The sequence below is a fragment of the Gemmobacter megaterium genome (assembly GCF_900156815.1).
GTDB lineage: Bacteria > Pseudomonadota > Alphaproteobacteria > Rhodobacterales > Rhodobacteraceae > Wagnerdoeblera > Wagnerdoeblera megaterium.
This window is the reverse complement of the sequence record NZ_FTOT01000013.1, coordinates 1-17165: the sequence shown is the minus strand read 5'-3', so window position 1 is coordinate 17165 and position 17165 is coordinate 1. Positions and strand designations below refer to the sequence as shown.

Sequence of the window (17165 nt, the reverse complement as noted above, 5' to 3'; positions counted from 1 at the left end):
ATGTCCAAGCGGCTCGGTAGCCGGTTGCGTGAACACGCGCAGGAGACGTTCCCACCGGATGCCCAGAAGGGTCTCCGTCGCTTCGCGATGCGGGAAGCCGCCGATCTGCTTCGGATCAACCAGAACACCTTCCGCCATCATGTGTCAAATCTCGAAGGCTTTCCGGAAGGCATCCTCGAGGGTGGCAACCGCCGCAGCTTCACTGCCGAGGACATGGTCGAAGCCCAACGCGTCCTTCTTGAGACGGGTAGGATCAAGCCCGATGAACACCCTCACAGAAGAGCTGGCGAACCGTGCCAGGTCGTGACGATCTTCAACCTGAAGGGCGGCAGCGCAAAAACGTCAACCGTTGCTCATGTTGGTCAGCTTCTGGGCCTTCGCGGCTATCGGGTCCTGCTTATCGACCTCGACAGCCAGGCAAGTCTGACAAACCTGTTCGGGGTTACCCCTGAGCTCGATCCGGACATGCCGACCTCCTACGATCTGATCCGATCCGAGGGGCCCCTGCCCGCCTCAGATATCATTCGCAAAACGAACTTCCCGACAGTGGATCTGATCCCGGCCTCCATGGACATCATGGAGTACGAGTTCGAGGTCGCTTTGAGCTTCAGACACGGCGCCACCACCTTCCACAGTCGGATCCGTGAAGCGCTTGAGCCTGTCCTGAGCCGATATGATGTGGTGATCTTCGACACCCCGCCGCAGCTGAACTTCTCGGTGATCTCCGCCCTCTTTGCTTCCACTGGGGTCCTGATCCCGCTCAACGCGTCCATGCTTGATGTGATGTCTCTGGCTAGCTTTCTCGGCATGGCGAGCAACCTGATGGGCGTCGTCGAGGCGCATGCCCCCGAGCACGGCCTGAACTTCGTTCGGGTGCTGATCACCCGGTACGAGAACACCGACGGTCCACAGGTCCAGATCTCTTCTCTGCTTCGGACGGTCCTTGGCGATGCGGTCCTCCCTGCCGAGTTCCTGAAGTCGACGGCGGTAGGTGATGCCGCAAACACCCAGCAGAGCATCTTTGAGGTCGAACCTCGCGACGTGAACCGCAGAACATACGAGCGTGCGATCGAGTCGGTTTCACGCGTGACCGACGAGGTTGAGCGCGAAATCCTCAAGGCATGGGGGCGTAGTCATGGCGCGTAAGGTCTTCGGGGACTCACTCAAGAACGCGATGGGTAAAGCGTCAACGTCGGATGAGGATGCGGATATCGATCTGAAGCGCACGAGCCCAACTGTCGCTCGAGCGCAAGCATCGGTGTTGGAAGAAGACAAACACGCCACGCGCTTGATCGACCCGAGCACTGTGCGAATGTCCGCGGTCATGGATCGCATCGATCCGAGCGATGGCCTCGAGGAGCTTGTCGCGTCGATCCGTGAGCACGGGCAAAAGGTTCCGGTTCTTGTCCGCCGAACCCAAGACGGGGCACTTGAGATCGTCTATGGACGCCGCAGGCTTCTCGCCTGTCGTGAACTTGGTCAGAAAGTGCGCGCCACGGTCATGGAGATGACCGAAGAGGAAGCACTGATCGCCCAGGGCGTAGAGAACAATGCCCGCCAAGACCCCTCGTTTATCGAGAGGGCCCTGTTCGTCGCTGGGATCATACGGGAACTTGGTAAAACTGACGAGACACGCAAGAACGCCCAGACCATCGCCTATCGGGCACTTCAGATCGACGAGTCGCTCGTCTCGCGGATGAACCGTATCGCCACCGGCATTCCGATGGAGCTGATCCATGCAATCGGACCTGCACATGGCGTTGGTCGGCGAGTCTGGGAGAAGCTTTTCAGGCTGTGCGAGAAGGACGTCGCGAGAGCCAGAGAAGTTGCCCGTGAAATTCCCCGCAACTTGCCAGGCCCAGACCGACTTGACGCAGCGGTTACGCTGCTCACGGCCACCAAGGCAACTACACCCAAGGTTGAGCAAGGTGAGCGCGTGAAGATCGGCCGCAAAGGCAACCGCATCACCATCGATGTGGACGCTGACCTTGCCCCGCGCGTTGAAGACGCCATCCGGAAGCTGATCAGCGAGCTTCTTGACCGCGGTCAAGATGGCCCAGAGTGACGACCCCATGTCTTGACCGCGGTCAAGACATCAAGAGCAACGAGCAGAAAACGAAAGGAGGACCGGCTAGAAAAGGAAAGACCCCCCGAAAGCGGTGCTTCCGAAGGGCCTCAATCAGTCTCGACACCTGATTGATACCCCCAAAACGAATCGAGTTCAACACCGCTCGCGGTGACCGGGGAAGCTTTTTCTTCCGAAACACCATGAGACATGTAACCCAAACACGAACCGCCATGGCGGAACCGAGAGCTATTGCCTGCCCTACTATCTACGAACTTCTGGGACCGGTACGCGCCCTGCGGAAAGAACTTGGCCTGACGAGCAACGACATCACAGTCTTGACGGCCCTGATCAGCTTTCTTCCCCGTGATCGACAAACCACAAATGGTGAGACCCCACCCAAACTTACCGTTGTGTTCCCCTCCAACGCCTCCTTGTCTGAGCGCGCAAACGGCGTCGATGAGAGGACCCTACGTCGCTGCTTGGGCCGTCTTGACGCAGCCGGCCTCATCGACCGGAAGAACTCGGCAAACGGCAAACGCTTCCCCCTGCGGTATGGCGGCATCATCCGGGACGCGTTTGGGATCGACCTGAACCCACTGATACAGAACCACGGCGCACTTGCAGCCAGAGCATCGAAGGTCACGGAAGAACGTGAACGCCTTCGCTCCCTTAGGGCAGAAGCACTAGCACTGCGCGCATCCCTCCTTCAGGACCAGCGCCTCGACAAAGTGCGGTTGTCCTCACTCGGAGCGATCAGGAACATCCTTCGACGAGCAACCCTCACGGTTGAATCAATCTTGCAGATCATCGCTGATCTCCGCGAACTCGGCGCCAACGCAGCGCAGAGCTACGGAGAGTGCGAGAGTTCAAGCGCGGCCGTGGACGAAATCCAATCACGCGACCAAGCCCTCAGCCATGATTGCACGCGCGAAATGTCCGCCAGAAACGGACAAAATGACCGGCAGATAGAGTCCATAAAAAAAGAATTTAATAAGAAAGACGCGCAGGCAAAGCAGACCAGCGCTGACCAAAACATTGCGGGGCCTTCCATGAACCGAGACCCTGCAAAAATGTCATGGACAGACTTCACACATGTCTCTGACTACTTTCCAGACCCACCTCGAACAGGAGAAGCCCTCAACCGTGTTCTCTTCGATATCGGGCGATTGCTTAGAATACGCCAGGAAAAGCTGATGCGTGGCCTCCAGAAAACCGGCGCTGGACGGCTTCTAGTGATCTTAGATTACCTGTTGGGGAAAGGAGAAACGATCAGGCAGCCCGAGGCATACTTTGAAACGATCCTAGGGTCCAGACTCATTGATTTTCAAAGCCAGAACATGACGGTGGCCGCGAGTGCTACTGCGGACAGGAAGGTCTTGGCGCATCTGTCATAGCGTGTTGCGACTCTGCGCCAGTCTTTCAACCGACCGAACATGATTTCGATGCGGTTGCGTCGGCGATAGCGCCGCTTGTCGTATCGGACGGCCTTGCCGCGTGACTTCCGACCGGGGATGCATGGACGTATCCCCTTGTCTTTCAATGCATCTCGGAACCAGTCGGCGTCGTAACCGCGGTCCGCGATCATCCATTCGGCGGCTGGCAGACTGCCCAGCAGGGCGGCGGCTCCGGTGTAGTCACTCACCTGGCCAGCGGTCATGAAGAACTTCAGGGGCCGCCCCTTCGCGTCGGTTACGGCATGCAACTTGGTGTTCAGCCCGCCCTTGGTCCGCCCAATCAGACGCCCGCGCTGATCGCCGGCCCCCCCTTTTTCACCCGCAGGCTCGAAGCCGTGCGGTGTGCCTTCAGGTAGGTCGCGTCGATCATGATGGTATTCTGGTCGCCACCCTCGGAGGCCAGTCCCTCCATCATCCTTGCGAAGACCCCCATGTCACCCCACCGCTTCCAGCGATTGTAGAGGGTCTTGGGCGGGCCATACTCCCGAGGCGCGTCACACCAACGCAAGCCATTGCGATTGATGAAGATTATGCCGCTCAACACGCGCAGATCATCTACCCGCGGCTTGCCATGGCTCTTCGGGAAGAACGGCTTCAACCGCTCCATCTGCTCGTCGGTCAGCCAGAAAAGGTTGCTCATCATCACCCCCGTCAGTTCGGGAGCTTGAATCACGCAGACCGGGCAGCCTCAAGTCAATTAATGGGTCCAGAGCCTAGGCGCATAGAACATGCAGTTTGGACTTCTTGACCGCGGTCAAGAATGCCGAAGAGAGAGAAAGGTTGGGGGTTTGAGGGGTGACGGGAAATGAGATCGGGAGAGTGGCTTCCGGTGCCCGTCGTGGAGAATATCTGATGGCGAAAGCAGCCCAGAAAGTCACCCTGTCCCCGTCGCGGGACATCCCCTTCGACAAGCTCGTGCTGAGCCAGTCCAACGTGCGGCGCATCAAGGCCGGCGTCTCGGTCGAGGAACTGGCCGAGGACATCGCGCGGCGCGGCCTGCTGCAGGGCTTGAACGTCCGGCCCGTGCTTGATGCCGACGGGGTCGAAACCGGCACGTTCGAGATCCCGGCCGGCGGCCGCCGCTTCCAGGCGCTATCGCTCCTGGTGAAGCAGAAGCGTTTGGCCAAGACCGCGCCGATCCCCTGCATCGTGCGGGATACGGCGTCGGAGATCCTCGCCGAGGACGACTCGCTGGCGGAGAACATGCAGCGCGTCGCCCTGCACCCGCTGGACCAGTTCCGCGCGTTTCAGGCCCTGCGCGAAAAGGGTCAAGGCGAGGAAGCGATTGCGGCGGCCTTCTTCGTCACGCCGCAGATCGTCAAGCAGCGCCTGAAACTCGCGTCCGTGGCCCCTGCCCTGCTCGAGGTCTATGCCGAGGATGGCATGACGCTGGAACAGCTGATGGCCTTCACCGTGAACCCCGATCATGCGCGTCAGGCGCAGGTCTGGGAGGCTGTGAAGAACTCGTGGAACAAGGAGCCCTATGCCATCCGGCGCATGCTGACCGAGACCTCGGTCCAGGCGTCTGATCGTCGCGCGGTCTTTGTCGGTGTCGATGCCTATGAGGCGGCAGGCGGTATCGTGCTGCGCGATCTCTTCCAGGGCGATGACGGCGGCTGGCTCGAGGACCCTGCCCTCCTCGACCGGCTGGTCGCCGAGAAGCTCCAGGCCGAAGCCGAAGCGCTCGTTTCCGAAGGCTGGAAGTGGATCGAGGTGGCGACCGACCTGCCCTATGGCTACAGCCACGGTCTGCGGCGTCTGGCCGGTGATCCTGCGCCGATGACCGAGGAGGAAAGCGCGGCCCACGCTGTGCTCCTCGCCGAGTACCGCGCGCTGGAGGAAGAGTATTCCGGCCAAGACGAATACCCCGAGGAGATCGACGCCCGGCTTGGCCAGCTCGAAACGGCGATGGAAGCGCTGGAGCAGCGGCCGCTGATCTACGACCCGGCCGAGATCGGGCGCGCTGGCGTCTTCGTCACGCTGGATCGGGATGGCAGTCTTGCGGTCTACCGTGGCTATGTCCGGCCCGAGGATGAGCCGTGCGAGGAGACCGCGGTCCAGGATGGTGATGGCGCGGATGCCATGGGGCAGGGGGGTGATGTCGGTGTTTCCAGTTGGAAACCGTCGGCGACCTCCGCCGGGGGCACCGTCATCACTTCGGGTGGTCAGCCGATCGGCGCCGATCCGACCGAGGATGAGGACGACAGCGCGCTGAAGCCGCTGCCCGAACGGCTGGTCATGGAATTGACCGCCCACCGGACCCTCGCGCTGCGTGAGGCCATCGGGCGTTCGCCGGACGTCGCGTTGACACTCCTGCTCCTGAAGCTGGTGAAGGACACCTTCCGCACCTCCTCTGCGATGGGCAGCTGCCTCGAAGCCTCGGTGCGCCACGTCTACATGTCGGCGCAGGCGCCCGATCTCAAGGACAGCGTCGTCGCAAAGCTGGTCGATGAGCGTCACGCTGCCTGGGAGTCTGATCTGCCCCTCGGTGACGATGCCGCGCTCTGGGACTATCTGGCGGTCCTCGACCAAGGCAGCCGTTTGGCGCTCCTGGCGCATTGCCTCAGCTTCGGCATCAACGCGCTCCATGAGAAGGTGAACCCCTATGGTGCTGGCATCTCGGCCAGCGGCCTGACCCGACGCATGGCCCATGCCGATCTGGTAGCCCGTGCGGTCGATCTCGACATGGTCGAGGCGGGATGGGAGCCGACGGTCGATGGCTACCTCAACCGTGTGCCCAAGGTACGGATCCTCGAGGCCGTGCGCGAGGCGAAAGGGGAGGGGACCGCACAGCTTCTCGATCACCTGAAGAAGGGTGAGATGGCCACAGAAGCCGAGCGGCTCCTCAAGGGAAGCGGCTGGTTGCCCGAGGTCCTGCGCCGGACTGATGTCGTGGCGCTCGACGGCGAGGCGGTCGGAGAAAGGCAGGGGGAGGACGCGGGCGAGCCTGAGGATGTCGATCTCCCGGCCTTCCTGATGGTCGATTTGCCGGACAGCGCCGCGGCGATGATGGCCGCGGAATGATCTGAGCCATCCGGGGGCGGGGAAACCCGCCCTCTTCTCTCACAAAACACAGCAATATCAATATGATGAATGCGGATACTCGCATTCGGGATGAGGAATCATGTCTGCAACAAACATCATCGACACAGCCCCTTTGGGGGCGCTGATCCGTTACACCGACGGCAGTCCCAAGCCGCCGGCACGTTTCACCAAGAAGCTCGCAGCCTGGGAGCGCTCGAACGGCGTTGGCCGCCTTGTGAAGAAGGAACCGCCCAAGGTCTATCCGACATGGACGGCACCGGCCTCCTTCACGCTGCATGAGGGCAACTTCTCCTCGGACGGGGTGATCCTCGTCACGATCATGCGCAGTCATTCGGCTGACAGTCGACTGATCTTCCAGGTGGCCGAGGAACCGAAGCCCGGGCAGGTCCGCGTGCTGCTGGATTTCGGTGGTAACACCGAGCTTCTGCATCTGGCGGAGTCCATTACCGCGGCCGAGCTCTGGATCTCGCGGGAGGGCTATAGCAACGCGCGGCTCGAGATCGTCGATGCCGACGACGGCGATAGGGCAGGGGGCGCGGATCTGGCCGCCTGAGCCCTGACAAGGCGTGAGGGGCCTGCCGAAGAGCCGGCCTCTCACCGACCACTTGAACCTCTTCCCGCGCTGTCGCGGGGCACCAAAGGATCCATCCCCCAATACGGAAGTCTTCAACCAAGAGCCTGCCCGGGAGGCTGGCGGCGTTAGAAGCATCAGCGGGACAATTGGCTCCAGTCGTCAGGGCACCATCCCCCGCTCGCCATTCCCTTCCTTGCCCCGAATCCTGTCTTCGAGATCAACCCGCAAAGGGGTCGGACTACGGGCGAGCCCGTGCCGCCGGGTGGATTCGGGCGAGCCGAACGCACCCGGTGATGTCAGCCAGTCTTCGGGCCTGCGGGGTCCTGTCGCGCGGGGGATGGTCCCCCGCCTCCAAGACAGGAGCCAAACAGATGTCCCGCAAAGATGCTCACGCCTTCGCCGCCTCCCTCGCCGCCACGCTCATGGTCTCAATCGTCGTCTTCCAGGCAGGGGATGGAACCTTCGGCGCCGTCCCCGCCGATGAAATCGACGGCGACGAGGTCGTGATCGTCTCGGAATACGATCCCTTCGGGTGAGGCTTCGGCCTCACTTGCCGAAGGCCCGGCACGGCGAAGGTGCGCCTCCGGGCGTTGTATCGTCCAACCGGCGTGACCAGCGGCTTCGTATCGTCGCCTTCTCATCATAAGGTCACCCGTTGGTGGCTCACATGTGGCCAAAGCAGTGCGCGGTGGCGCAGTGTGAGACTTCATGGTAAAAAAACCTGCATGAGAGAGCTGCGCCCTTCCGACAACATTCTGAGAAGACTGGCAGAGACTGGCCTACACCAAGGGGGGTTGGCGGCTGCTGGGAGCCTGATGTGGCGCGCCGTTCTATTGGGTACTGCCCTTTACTTGATGCTCGGCGATGACCCCGATGCCAACCTCAAACTGAATGGCGTGTCCTATATCGTCGCCGTCGTCTGGTCATATTACGATGGAGTCTTTGCAAAGCGCATGTGGTCCATCGCCTTCCTTGAGGCGATCTTTCTGCATCTCGCCGGCATACAGGTCGGCAATCTGATTGCCATAATTTTCGGCAACCCCCTCTTCGGGTCTTAATCGTCCCAACCCAATCAATTTGCTCGCAGAAATGTGACGGGTGTCTATGATTGGACGACCCGTCTTTTCTCGCCCGTCGTTGGAGTCTTGAATGCTCGATCTTGCTGATTCCGCCGCTCAAGAAGGCTATCGGACGTTTCGCACCGCGCACGACCGGGATGCGGCGCATGTCGTGGAAGACCTTGCTTCGACCACGCATGGGCTGAGCGCTGATGAAGCCGATCGGCGCCTGCGACAGCATGGTCCCAATTCGATCCCCACCGGCACGCGGCGCCACCCGGTCCTTCGCTTCCTTGCCCATTTCAATAACGCGCTGATCTATTTCATGCTGATGGGGGCCGCAGCAGCTGCGGTGCTGGGGCATCTCATCGATACGGGCGTGATCCTGGCGGTTGTCCTGGTCAACGCAATCGTGGGCTTCCTGCAAGAGGGCAAGGCCGAGGATGCGCTGGCCGCGATCCGCAGCATGATTGCGCCACGCGCCAGTGTGCTGCGCGACGGCCAGCGCGTCAGCGTTCCCCAGGCCGATCTTGTCCCCGGCGACGTCGTCCTGATCGAGGCGGGCGACCGGGTTCCTGCCGACTTGCGCCTGTTGCGCGCCCGCAGCCTGCGGATCGATGAGGCCATCCTGACCGGCGAGTCCGTGGCGGCGACGAAACATACCGATCCGGTCGACGCGAACGCGGCTCTCGGTGACAGGCGGTCGCTGGCGTTTTCCGGCACATTTGTCGCCACCGGGCAAGGAACCGGCATCGTTTTCGCGACCGGGCTGCAGACCGAGATCGGGCGCATCAGCGAGCTGCTGGGCGGCGTCGAGGAACTCACCACGCCGCTTTTGCGGCAGATCAACCGTTTCGGCCAGCGCTTCACCCGTTTCGCCTTTGTCGGTGCTGCGGTGCTGTTCTTATTTGCGATCACGCTACGCGGCTACCAGTGGGACGAGGCGCTGATGGCTGTTGTCGCATTGGCGGTCAGCCTGGTGCCCGAGGGATTGCCAGCCGTCATCACCATCACGCTGGCCATCGGCGTGCAGCGGATGGCGGCGCGAAACGCCGTGATCCGCCGCCTTCCGGCGGTCGAGACGCTCGGGGCCACCTCCGTCATCTGTTCGGACAAGACCGGGACGCTGACCCGCAATGAAATGACCGTCCGCCGGGTCGTCACACCGGGGCAAGCGATTTTCGTGGAGGGCTCGGGCTACAATCCCGGTGAGCATCGGCTGTTTGAAGACACTGGCCCCCGCAGTCCTGCGGGCCACGCTACTTCCCTGTCGCTGATCCGCACAGGCCTGCTGTGCAACGACGCCCGGCTGCGCGCCGACGGGGCGGAATGGCATGTCGAGGGCGACCCTATGGAGGGGGCGCTTGTCACCCTGGCGATGAAGGCCGCTTTCGATCCCGAGAACGAGCGTGCGGAATGGCCGCGTCTGGACGAGATCCCCTTCGATGCCGCGCATCGCTTCATGGCGACCTTGCACAAGATGTCGCTGGCCGAGCCCGTGGTGCTGATCAAGGGCGCGCCCGAGGCCGTTCTGGCCATGTGCACGAGACAGGAGGCCCCGGACGGGCCGACCGCGCTGGATGCGGAGTACTGGTCGGACCGGATCGCGGAAGCCGCGGCGCAGGGTGAGCGGGTTCTTGGCTTTGCCATGCGGCATCTACCCGAAGGAACGGAGCGCATCGATTTTCCCGATGTCGAAACCGGGCTGACGTTCCTTGGCATCGTGGGTTTCATCGACCCGCCGCGGGACGAGGCGATCCGCGCGATTGCTGAATGCGCCTCGGCTGGGATCGCGGTGCGCATGATCACCGGCGACCACGCCGCCACCGCCAAGGCCATCGCGCGTCAGCTTGGGCTGGGTGAGGATCCGGTCGTGCTGACAGGACATGACCTTGACCAGGTGTCGGGGGAGGACTTCGCCCGGGCCGTCCGTGAAACGGTCGTGTTCGCCCGTACCAGCCCCGAGCACAAGCTGCGCATCGTGCAGGCGCTTCAGGCCGAGGGGCGGGTCGTCGCCATGACAGGGGATGGCGTCAACGACGCGCCTTCGCTCAAGCAGGCGGATGTCGGCATCGCGATGGGCGTCAAGGGCACCGAGGCCGCCAAGGAGGCCTCGGAAATGGTGCTGATGGACGACAACTTCGCCTCGATCGTCGCGGCCGTCCATGAAGGCCGCACCGTTCATGACAACATCCGCAAGGTCGTGGGCTGGACGCTGCCAACCAACGGTGGCGAGGCGCTGACCGTGGTCATCGCGATCCTGTTCAACTTCGCCATGCCGATGACACCGGTCCAGATCCTTTGGGTCAACCTGATCCTTGCCGCGACGCTTGGCCTTGCGCTTGCTTTCGAACCTTCCGAACCCGGGGTCATGCGCCGCCTGCCGCGCCGGCCGAACGCGGGCCTGCTCACGCCCTTCATCCTCTGGCGGGTGATCGTGGTCTCGCTCCTGTTTGCGGCGATCTCTCTGGGCGTGTACTTCTGGGCGCTGAACCTGGGTCGCGATCTGGAAACCGCCCGGACCATGGTGGTGAACACGCTGGTGGTGCTGGAGATCTTCTATCTCTTCAGCGTGCGGTTCCTGCACATGACGTCCTTCACCTATACAGGGGTGAAGGGCACGACGCCGGTGTGGATTGCGCTGGCGGTCGTTGTGGTCGGGCAGCTTGCCTTCACCTACCTGCCGGTCATGAACACGATCTTCGGATCGCGCCCGCTGACACTCGGCGAGGGGGCATTGATCATCGCGCTCGGGGCGGCGAGCTTCGTGCTTCTCGAGGTCGAGAAGCACTTCATCCGCGACCGCTTTCAGGATGACTAGCCACCCCGCTAGCCTCGACAGGCTGCGCCCAGAACGCCCCCGCTGTCAGAACGGCATGATCACGGGCACCAGCAAGACACTGGTGAGCAGGCAAATGCCCGCGAATGGTACGCCGATCCGAAGGAAATCGGTGAAGCGGTAGTTGCCCGGCCCGACGACCAGCGTGTTCACCGGTGACGAGACGGGAGTCATGAAGGCTGCCGAGGCAGCGAGCGCCACGGTCATGGCAAAGGGATAGGGAGAGGCGTCGAGAGCGCTGGCGACAGCCAGCGCCACCGGGGCCATCAGGACAGCCGTTGCCGTGTTGGAGATGAACAGCCCCAGCAGCCCGGTAACCGCGAAGATCGCGGCCAGCACCACCTGCGGCGAGGCCCCGTCCAGCGCGCCGAGCAGCGCCAGTGCCGCAATCTCGACCCCGCCGGTGCGCTGCAGCGCCAGCGAGAAGGGCAGCATGCCGACGATCAGGATCAGGCTCTGCCAGTGGATCGAGCGATACGCGCCCGCCATGTCGATGCAGCGGAAGAGCCCCAGCAACAGGCAACCGAACAGCGCCGCCTGCACGTTCGGCACGATCCCCCAGACCATCAGCACCACCACCAGCGCCAGCACGCCCACGGCCAGCGGCGCACGGTGGCGCGCGGGCACGGCCTCGTCCGACTCGGCCGGCAGATCGAGCAGAACCAGATCGCGCCGCTCGTCCGCCAGCTTGCGGATCGCGCGCCAGGGACCGACGGTCAGCAGCGTGTCGCCAGGGCGCAGCGGCTCGTCGATCACGCTGTCGGGCACGGGTTTCGTGCCGTGCTTCATGCCGATGACCGACAGATCATGGGTGCTGCGGAACCGGGCCTGCGTGACCGTCTTGCCGATCAGGCGCGACGTCGGCGGCACGATGATCTGCGCCATGCCGATTTCCTGCGCCGTGTCTGTGAACCACCGCCCCGAGACCGGCAGCGCGATCAGATCATGCGCCTGCGCGAAGGCGTCGAGATCGAAGCCCGATGCCCCGTTTGCGCGCCGGTCGATCAGCAGGATGTCGCCAGCTTCCAGCGCCGTCTCGGCGCGGGGGTGGATCAGCTTGCGGCGGAACCGGCTGTCGCGCTCGATGGCGATGATGTTGATGCCCGCGCTGGCGCGCAGGTCCAGCGCGTCCAGCCGTTGGCCCACGAGGTCGGACCCCGCGCGCAGCTGCAGCCGGTGCTCGCGGCCGGCAAGGCCGTAGTCCGCGACCCAGCCGGTCAGCGCTGCGCGTTCGGGCAGTTCGGGCGCGGGGCCCGGCGCCAGAAACCGACGCGCGACCAGCATGTAGAGGATCGCCAGCACCAGGATCGGGACGCCGAAGGGGGTGAAGGCGAAGAAACCGAAGCCCTCGTGCCCCTGCCGCATCAGTTCGGAATGTACGACCAGATTGGGCGCAGTGGCGACCAGCGTCATCATCCCGCTGATCAGCGCGGCCATCGAGAGCGGCATCATCAACCGGCCCGCAGGGATGCGGGCATTGCGGGCGATGCGCAGCACGATTGGGATGAAGATCGCCACCACCCCGGTCGAAGACATGAACGACCCGACGCCTGCCACGATCACCATCAACAGGAAGATCAGCTTCGCCTCGCTGGCACCGGCGCGTGCGGTCAGCCAGTCGCCCAGACGCTGCGCAACGCCGGTGCGCACCAGCGCCTCGCCGATCACGAACAGGGCCGCGATCAACACGATGTTCGGGTCCGACAGGCCCACCAATGCCTCGGACATGGTGATCACGCCGGTCATCGGCAGCGCGACCATCATGATCACCGCCACCACATCCATGCGCGGCCGGTTGAGCGCGAACATGACCACAGCCGCGCCCAGCAGGGCCAGCACCATCGCAAGCGGGGACATCGGCTACACCCCGCGCAGTGGCGCGGTTCGGCTCGGGAAATGAGTGATGGCGCAGATCATGCCTGTGGCGGAACTGCGAGCACGTCGATCTCGACACTGCCCATCAGTTCCTGTGCCACGCTGCCCAGAAACAGCCGTCTGACGCCGGACAGCCCGCGCGTTCCGATGACAAGAAGGTCGGGCTTCGCCTGTTCCACAAGTCCGGCGATGGCGTCCGCGCCGACACCCTCGATGATCCGGGCATTGTAGCTCAGATCTCCAAGATCGAGGCTCTGAATGAACCGACCAAGCTCGCGACGTGTCGACTGGAATTCTTTCTCGGCTTCCGCATGGACCCGCTCGGTCGGGATGCCGGCATGGGTCATCATCTGGCGCGTGATCGGCGCGTAGCCATGAACGAAGGTGACATCGGCACCGTCCAGCAGGCCCAGCTCATGTGCCTTGCGGGCGGCATAGCCCGATGCGTCCGACATGTCGGTGGCGATGAACACCTTCCGCCAGCGCTCGCCGGTTTTGGAGTTGGCCATCAGGACCGGCCGCCCCGCTGTGCGGGTGACACGCTCGATCGTCGTGCCGACGAAGACATCGCGCAGGAATTGGCGCCTGTGTGCACCCATCACGATCAGATCCGCTTCGCGGGCCCGGGCTTCCTCCCCTATGGTGTGAAAGGCATGGCCCGTAACAACGGCGACCTCTACGTGCGATGGGGCGCCAAGGCCTGCGATCTGGTCCGACAGGAAGGTCTCGGCGTTGGAGATTTCCTCGCGCACTCGGCTCTCGACAAGATCATCCTCGACGACATGCAACACGGCAAGTTTCGCGCCGGTCGCATCTGCTAGTTGAACGGCCCGCTGTACTGCGGGTTTCGCGCGGGAGGAGAGATCGGAGGCGACGAGGATGGATTTGAGCATGGCTCCGGCGGATTCTGGTTAATTTCTCGGCATTCCCTTAGTATGACATTGAAATTCCCGCATGAAAACCCGGAAACCCTGACCAGCCAAAGGTGTCAGCGGGCGCCTTTGTCACAGTCATGATGGCAATCACCCGGGCCATGCTGGCAATAGTGGCTTGTATGACCGGAAGCTGCATCGCGCCGCGGAACCTGGTGGAGCCCGTATCGTCCGGTCAGAGGGCGCGCACGTCGGCTGGGATGCCGCGGACGCCACCGGATTGATGCGTGAAATCAAGCATCTGGTGTCAAACCCTGACGGGCGCGGGGATTGACGATAGCCCGAAAAAACCGCATTCAGGAAAGGGCTTCCCAACCATCTTTCCACCAAAGCCGCGCCTGCGGTCATCGGCCATGTCATGGATGTCATCTCGCTCGTCGGCATCGTTGCCGCGCTCTTTGTTGTTATCTCCCTGAGCGAGCCTCTGGCCGACCGCGCCCGGCTGCCCTACACGGTGGTGCTGGCACTTATCGGAACCCTGATTGGCCTTGCAGCCGTTCTCCTGGTCGATCACGGCCGCGAACTTCTGGGCTTGCCTCTGGCTGTCGAACTGTTCGAGTTCAACATCCGCGCCAGCGTCTTCCTTTACGTCCTTCTGCCAACTTTGTTGTTTCAGGTCTCGTTGGGGCTGAACCTGCGCCGGATGGCCGATGACTGGGTGCCGATCCTTGTCATGGCAGTGCTCGCAGTGGTGGTCGCGACCTTCGCCATCGGCTTCGCGCTGACCCCTTTCACCACACTGCCGCTGATGGCCTGCCTGATGCTGGGCGCGATCGTCGCGACGACCGATCCTTCGGCGGTGGTCAGTATCTTCCGCAACATCGCCGCTCCCCAACGCCTGACCCGGATCGTCGAGGGCGAGAGCCTGCTGAACGACGCCGCTGCCATCGCGCTGTTCGGCTTCTTCCTGACCTTCGTCATGCTGGGCGTGCCCAACCCCACGCTGCGCGACGCGCTGGTGGGCTTTCCGACGCTGGTCTTCGGCGGGATCGGCATCGGCTGGATCTTCGCGCGGATCTGCATCGCACTGTTCGGGCTGATGAGCCGCTATCCCCTGGCGCAGGTCTCGCTGAGCGTCGCCCTGCCTTATGTCACCTATCTGGTGGCCGACCAGATCCTCGGCGTCTCGGGCGTGATCGCGGTGGTCATGGCCGGGATGACCTTGAACTACCTCGGCCCCGGCCGCCTTTCGCCCGGCAACTGGACCAACCTGCGCGAGGTCTGGGATGTTCTGGCGCATTGGGCCGGTGCGCTCATCTTCCTTCTGGCCGCGTTCCTTGTGCCGCGTCTTCTGGGGGACGTGCAGCTTCGCGACCTCGCACTGATCGGGGTGGTGATCCTGGCGGCCACGGCGGCCCGGCTTTTCATGCTGTATCTTGTTCTTCCGCTGCTGACCGCAATGAAGCTCTCGCCACGGGTGGACCGACCTTACCGGGTCGCCATCCTCTGGGGTGGCCTGCGCGGCGCCGTTACCCTGGCTCTTGCGCTGGCCGTGACCGAAAACCTGCGCGTGCCAATCGAGATCAAGCGCGAGGTCGGCATTCTGGCAACCGGATTCACGCTCTACACGCTCCTGTTTCAGGGAACGACCCTGCGCTGGATCATCTCGCTTCTCGGTCTCGACAAGCTGTCGCGACTGGATCGCGCTCTGTCGAACCAGGTGATCGCCGTCGCCCTCGAAAACGTGCGCGAGGAAGTTGCGAACACCGCGCAGCGCCATGAACTGACGCGAGAGATCGTACGATCCGAGGCTAAGCGCTTTGCCGAACGTCTGGACAGCGCGATGTCGAAGGCGGAGGGGGTCGACGAGATCCCGGATCGCGACAGGATCACCCTTGGCCTTGTCGCGCTTGCCGGGCGCGAGCGGGACATGATCCTCGAGGCATTTCGGGAACAGCAGATATCGGCACGACTGGCCGAACAGATGCTGTCAGACGCCGACCGGTTGATCGAACGTACACGGGCAGGCGGGCGCGATGAATACCGAACGACGGGGCGCCTGAGTCTTGCGCAGGGCCGCTGGTATCGCTTGGCGATTTTCCTTCACAACCGGCTGCGGATTTCGGGCTCGCTGGGCCGGATGACAGCTGACCGCTTCGAGATTCTGCTCAATCAGCGGCTCACCTTGCGGGATCTGCACGGGTATATCGATGGCAAGATCCGGCGCATCCATGGCCGCCGTGTGGCCGATCTCCTGCATGAGCTGCTGAAGCGTCGCGAGGAGGAAACCCAATCAGCGCTGGACGGGCTTCGTCTGCAATATCCCGGTTATGCCGAAGAGATCGAACGCCGCTTTATCCGCCGTACATCGCTCCGGCTGGAAGAGCGCGAATACGACATTCTCTATCAGGATGGCCTTATTGGCCGCGAACTGTACACCACGCTCAAGCAGGAGCTGGGCGAGAAGCGGAAACGCGCGGAAACCCGCCCCGCGCTCGACCTTGCAGTGCAGAAGACCGAACTGGTGCGCCAGTTTCCGCTTTTTGCCAACATGGAGGATCAAAGCCGTGCCCGACTCGCCCGCACGCTCAGGGCACGTTACGTTCAGCCCGGCGAAGTGCTCATGCGCAAAGGTGACATTCCGCGCGAAGTCTGCTTCATCGCGTCAGGGGCCGTGGAGGTCGAGACGGCGGGTCAGAAAAGCAAGCTCGGTCGCGGCGAGATGTTCGGGCAATTGTCGCTTCTCAGTCGACAGGTTCGAAGGACCCAGATCACCGCGATCACCCATTCGACCCTGCTTGTGTTGGACGAGGCACGCTTTCGCCGCTTGCTGGAGAAGAGCGATGCACTGCGCTCTGCCGTCAGGGAAAGCGCCGAGAAACGGGGGCTTTCAACGGAAGCGTTGGGGCTGTAGGCACGCAGAGATCGTCTGCCTATGACGTTTACCCGGCGGACAGGCTCTCAGCCGTTTGTCCTACCGCTAGAGCCTCAACGAACCACTGCGGTTTGCGCCCCCGACCGGACCAGGTGAGCGCCGGATTCTCAGGATGCCGGTATTTCGCCACGGCAGGCGCACGGGAGGATTTCGTCTCGGTGCCGACAAGTTCGGCGAGGGAGTAGCCCAGATCCCGGGCGAGAGCTTCCACCCTGGCGCGGGCTTCCGCCTTCTGCCGATCCTCGTAAGTGGAAATCGCCTTGGCGACGTCCTTCTGCATTTTCTTCATCTCGCTGAGCGACAGTGCCTCGAGGTCGTACTCAGCCATTGATGCGGTCCGTGTCCTGAATGGCTCTGTTGCACAAATCCCGTGTGGGATTCATCTCATGAATCCAGCGTGGTAGCTGGGATACATGAGCAGACCTACACCCCCGACCTACAGGAC

Annotated in this window: 13 protein-coding genes; 9 read left to right on the top strand and 4 right to left on the bottom strand. The window is 62.8% G+C overall.

Annotated elements, in window-relative coordinates:
• The 3 genes from repA (at nt 1) to BW970_RS18190 (ending at nt 3462) form a co-directional block, all read left to right on the top strand.
• The gene (gene repA / locus BW970_RS18200) at nt 1-1146 is read left to right on the top strand and encodes a plasmid partitioning protein RepA (protein WP_159441474.1); all 1146 of its coding nucleotides are present in this window, start codon (nt 1-3) and stop codon (nt 1144-1146) included.
• Entirely contained in the window at nt 1136-2065 is a 930-nt protein-coding gene (locus BW970_RS18195; RefSeq protein WP_076534111.1) for a ParB/RepB/Spo0J family partition protein, read from the top strand. The genes repA and BW970_RS18195 overlap by 11 nt, the downstream gene beginning before the upstream one ends.
• Nucleotides 2066-2268: 203 nt before the next feature.
• Nucleotides 2269-3462: a helix-turn-helix domain-containing protein gene (locus BW970_RS18190; protein ID WP_076534109.1), complete on the top strand. Its 1194-nt coding sequence runs from the start codon at nt 2269-2271 to the stop codon at nt 3460-3462.
• Here the strand turns inward: BW970_RS18190 and BW970_RS20365 are convergent.
• A protein-coding gene (locus tag BW970_RS20365; RefSeq protein WP_234978505.1) for an IS5 family transposase occupies nt 3393-4162 on the bottom strand; the annotation gives its coding sequence in 2 pieces (ribosomal slippage) (nt 3393-3826 and nt 3826-4162; 771 coding nt in all). The two genes, BW970_RS18190 and BW970_RS20365, sit on opposite strands and share 70 nt — an antisense overlap.
• Nucleotides 4163-4374: 212 nt before the next feature.
• Here BW970_RS20365 and BW970_RS18175 point away from each other — a divergent pair.
• From BW970_RS18175 to BW970_RS18160, 5 genes are all read left to right on the top strand, one after another.
• Nucleotides 4375-6546, top strand: coding sequence for a ParB/RepB/Spo0J family partition protein (locus BW970_RS18175; protein WP_076534181.1), 2172 nt, complete (start codon nt 4375-4377; stop codon nt 6544-6546).
• Between the two features lie 100 nt (nt 6547-6646).
• Nucleotides 6647-7120 carry a hypothetical protein gene (locus BW970_RS18170; RefSeq protein ID WP_076534104.1) on the top strand — a complete coding sequence of 158 codons (474 nt, stop codon included), beginning with the start codon at nt 6647-6649 and terminating at the stop codon, nt 7118-7120.
• A 392-nt stretch (nt 7121-7512) separates the two neighbouring features.
• Nucleotides 7513-7677: a hypothetical protein gene (locus BW970_RS20955; protein WP_007803240.1), complete on the top strand. Its 165-nt coding sequence runs from the start codon at nt 7513-7515 to the stop codon at nt 7675-7677.
• 189 nt (nt 7678-7866) lie between these two features.
• Complete coding sequence (locus tag BW970_RS18165) at nt 7867-8199, top strand: hypothetical protein (protein ID WP_076534101.1); 333 nt, start codon at nt 7867-7869, stop codon at nt 8197-8199.
• Between the two features lie 91 nt (nt 8200-8290).
• Nucleotides 8291-11020, top strand: a complete 2730-nt coding sequence (locus BW970_RS18160) for a cation-transporting P-type ATPase (RefSeq protein ID WP_076534099.1) — start codon at nt 8291-8293, stop codon at nt 11018-11020.
• Between the two features lie 45 nt (nt 11021-11065).
• Here BW970_RS18160 and BW970_RS18155 read toward each other — a convergent pair whose 3' ends face one another.
• Together BW970_RS18155 and BW970_RS18150 are read right to left on the bottom strand one after the other, a co-directional pair.
• Nucleotides 11066-12895: an SLC13 family permease gene (locus BW970_RS18155; protein WP_076534097.1), complete on the bottom strand. Its 1830-nt coding sequence runs from the start codon at nt 12893-12895 to the stop codon at nt 11066-11068.
• 56 nt (nt 12896-12951) lie between these two features.
• A complete protein-coding gene (locus BW970_RS18150) occupies nt 12952-13806 on the bottom strand; it encodes a universal stress protein (protein WP_076534095.1) in 855 nt (284 codons plus the stop codon).
• Nucleotides 13807-14203: 397 nt separating this feature from the next.
• On the opposite strand from BW970_RS18150, the gene BW970_RS18145 reads away from it, so the two are divergent.
• Complete coding sequence (locus tag BW970_RS18145; protein ID WP_076534093.1) at nt 14204-16699, top strand: cation:proton antiporter; 2496 nt, start codon at nt 14204-14206, stop codon at nt 16697-16699.
• Between the two features lie 28 nt (nt 16700-16727).
• Here the strand turns inward: BW970_RS18145 and BW970_RS18140 are convergent, their stop codons facing one another.
• On the bottom strand, nt 16728-17048 hold the full coding sequence (locus tag BW970_RS18140) for an H-NS histone family protein (RefSeq protein ID WP_076534091.1): 321 nt from the start codon (nt 17046-17048) through the stop codon (nt 16728-16730).
• Nucleotides 17049-17165 lie beyond the last annotated feature (117 nt).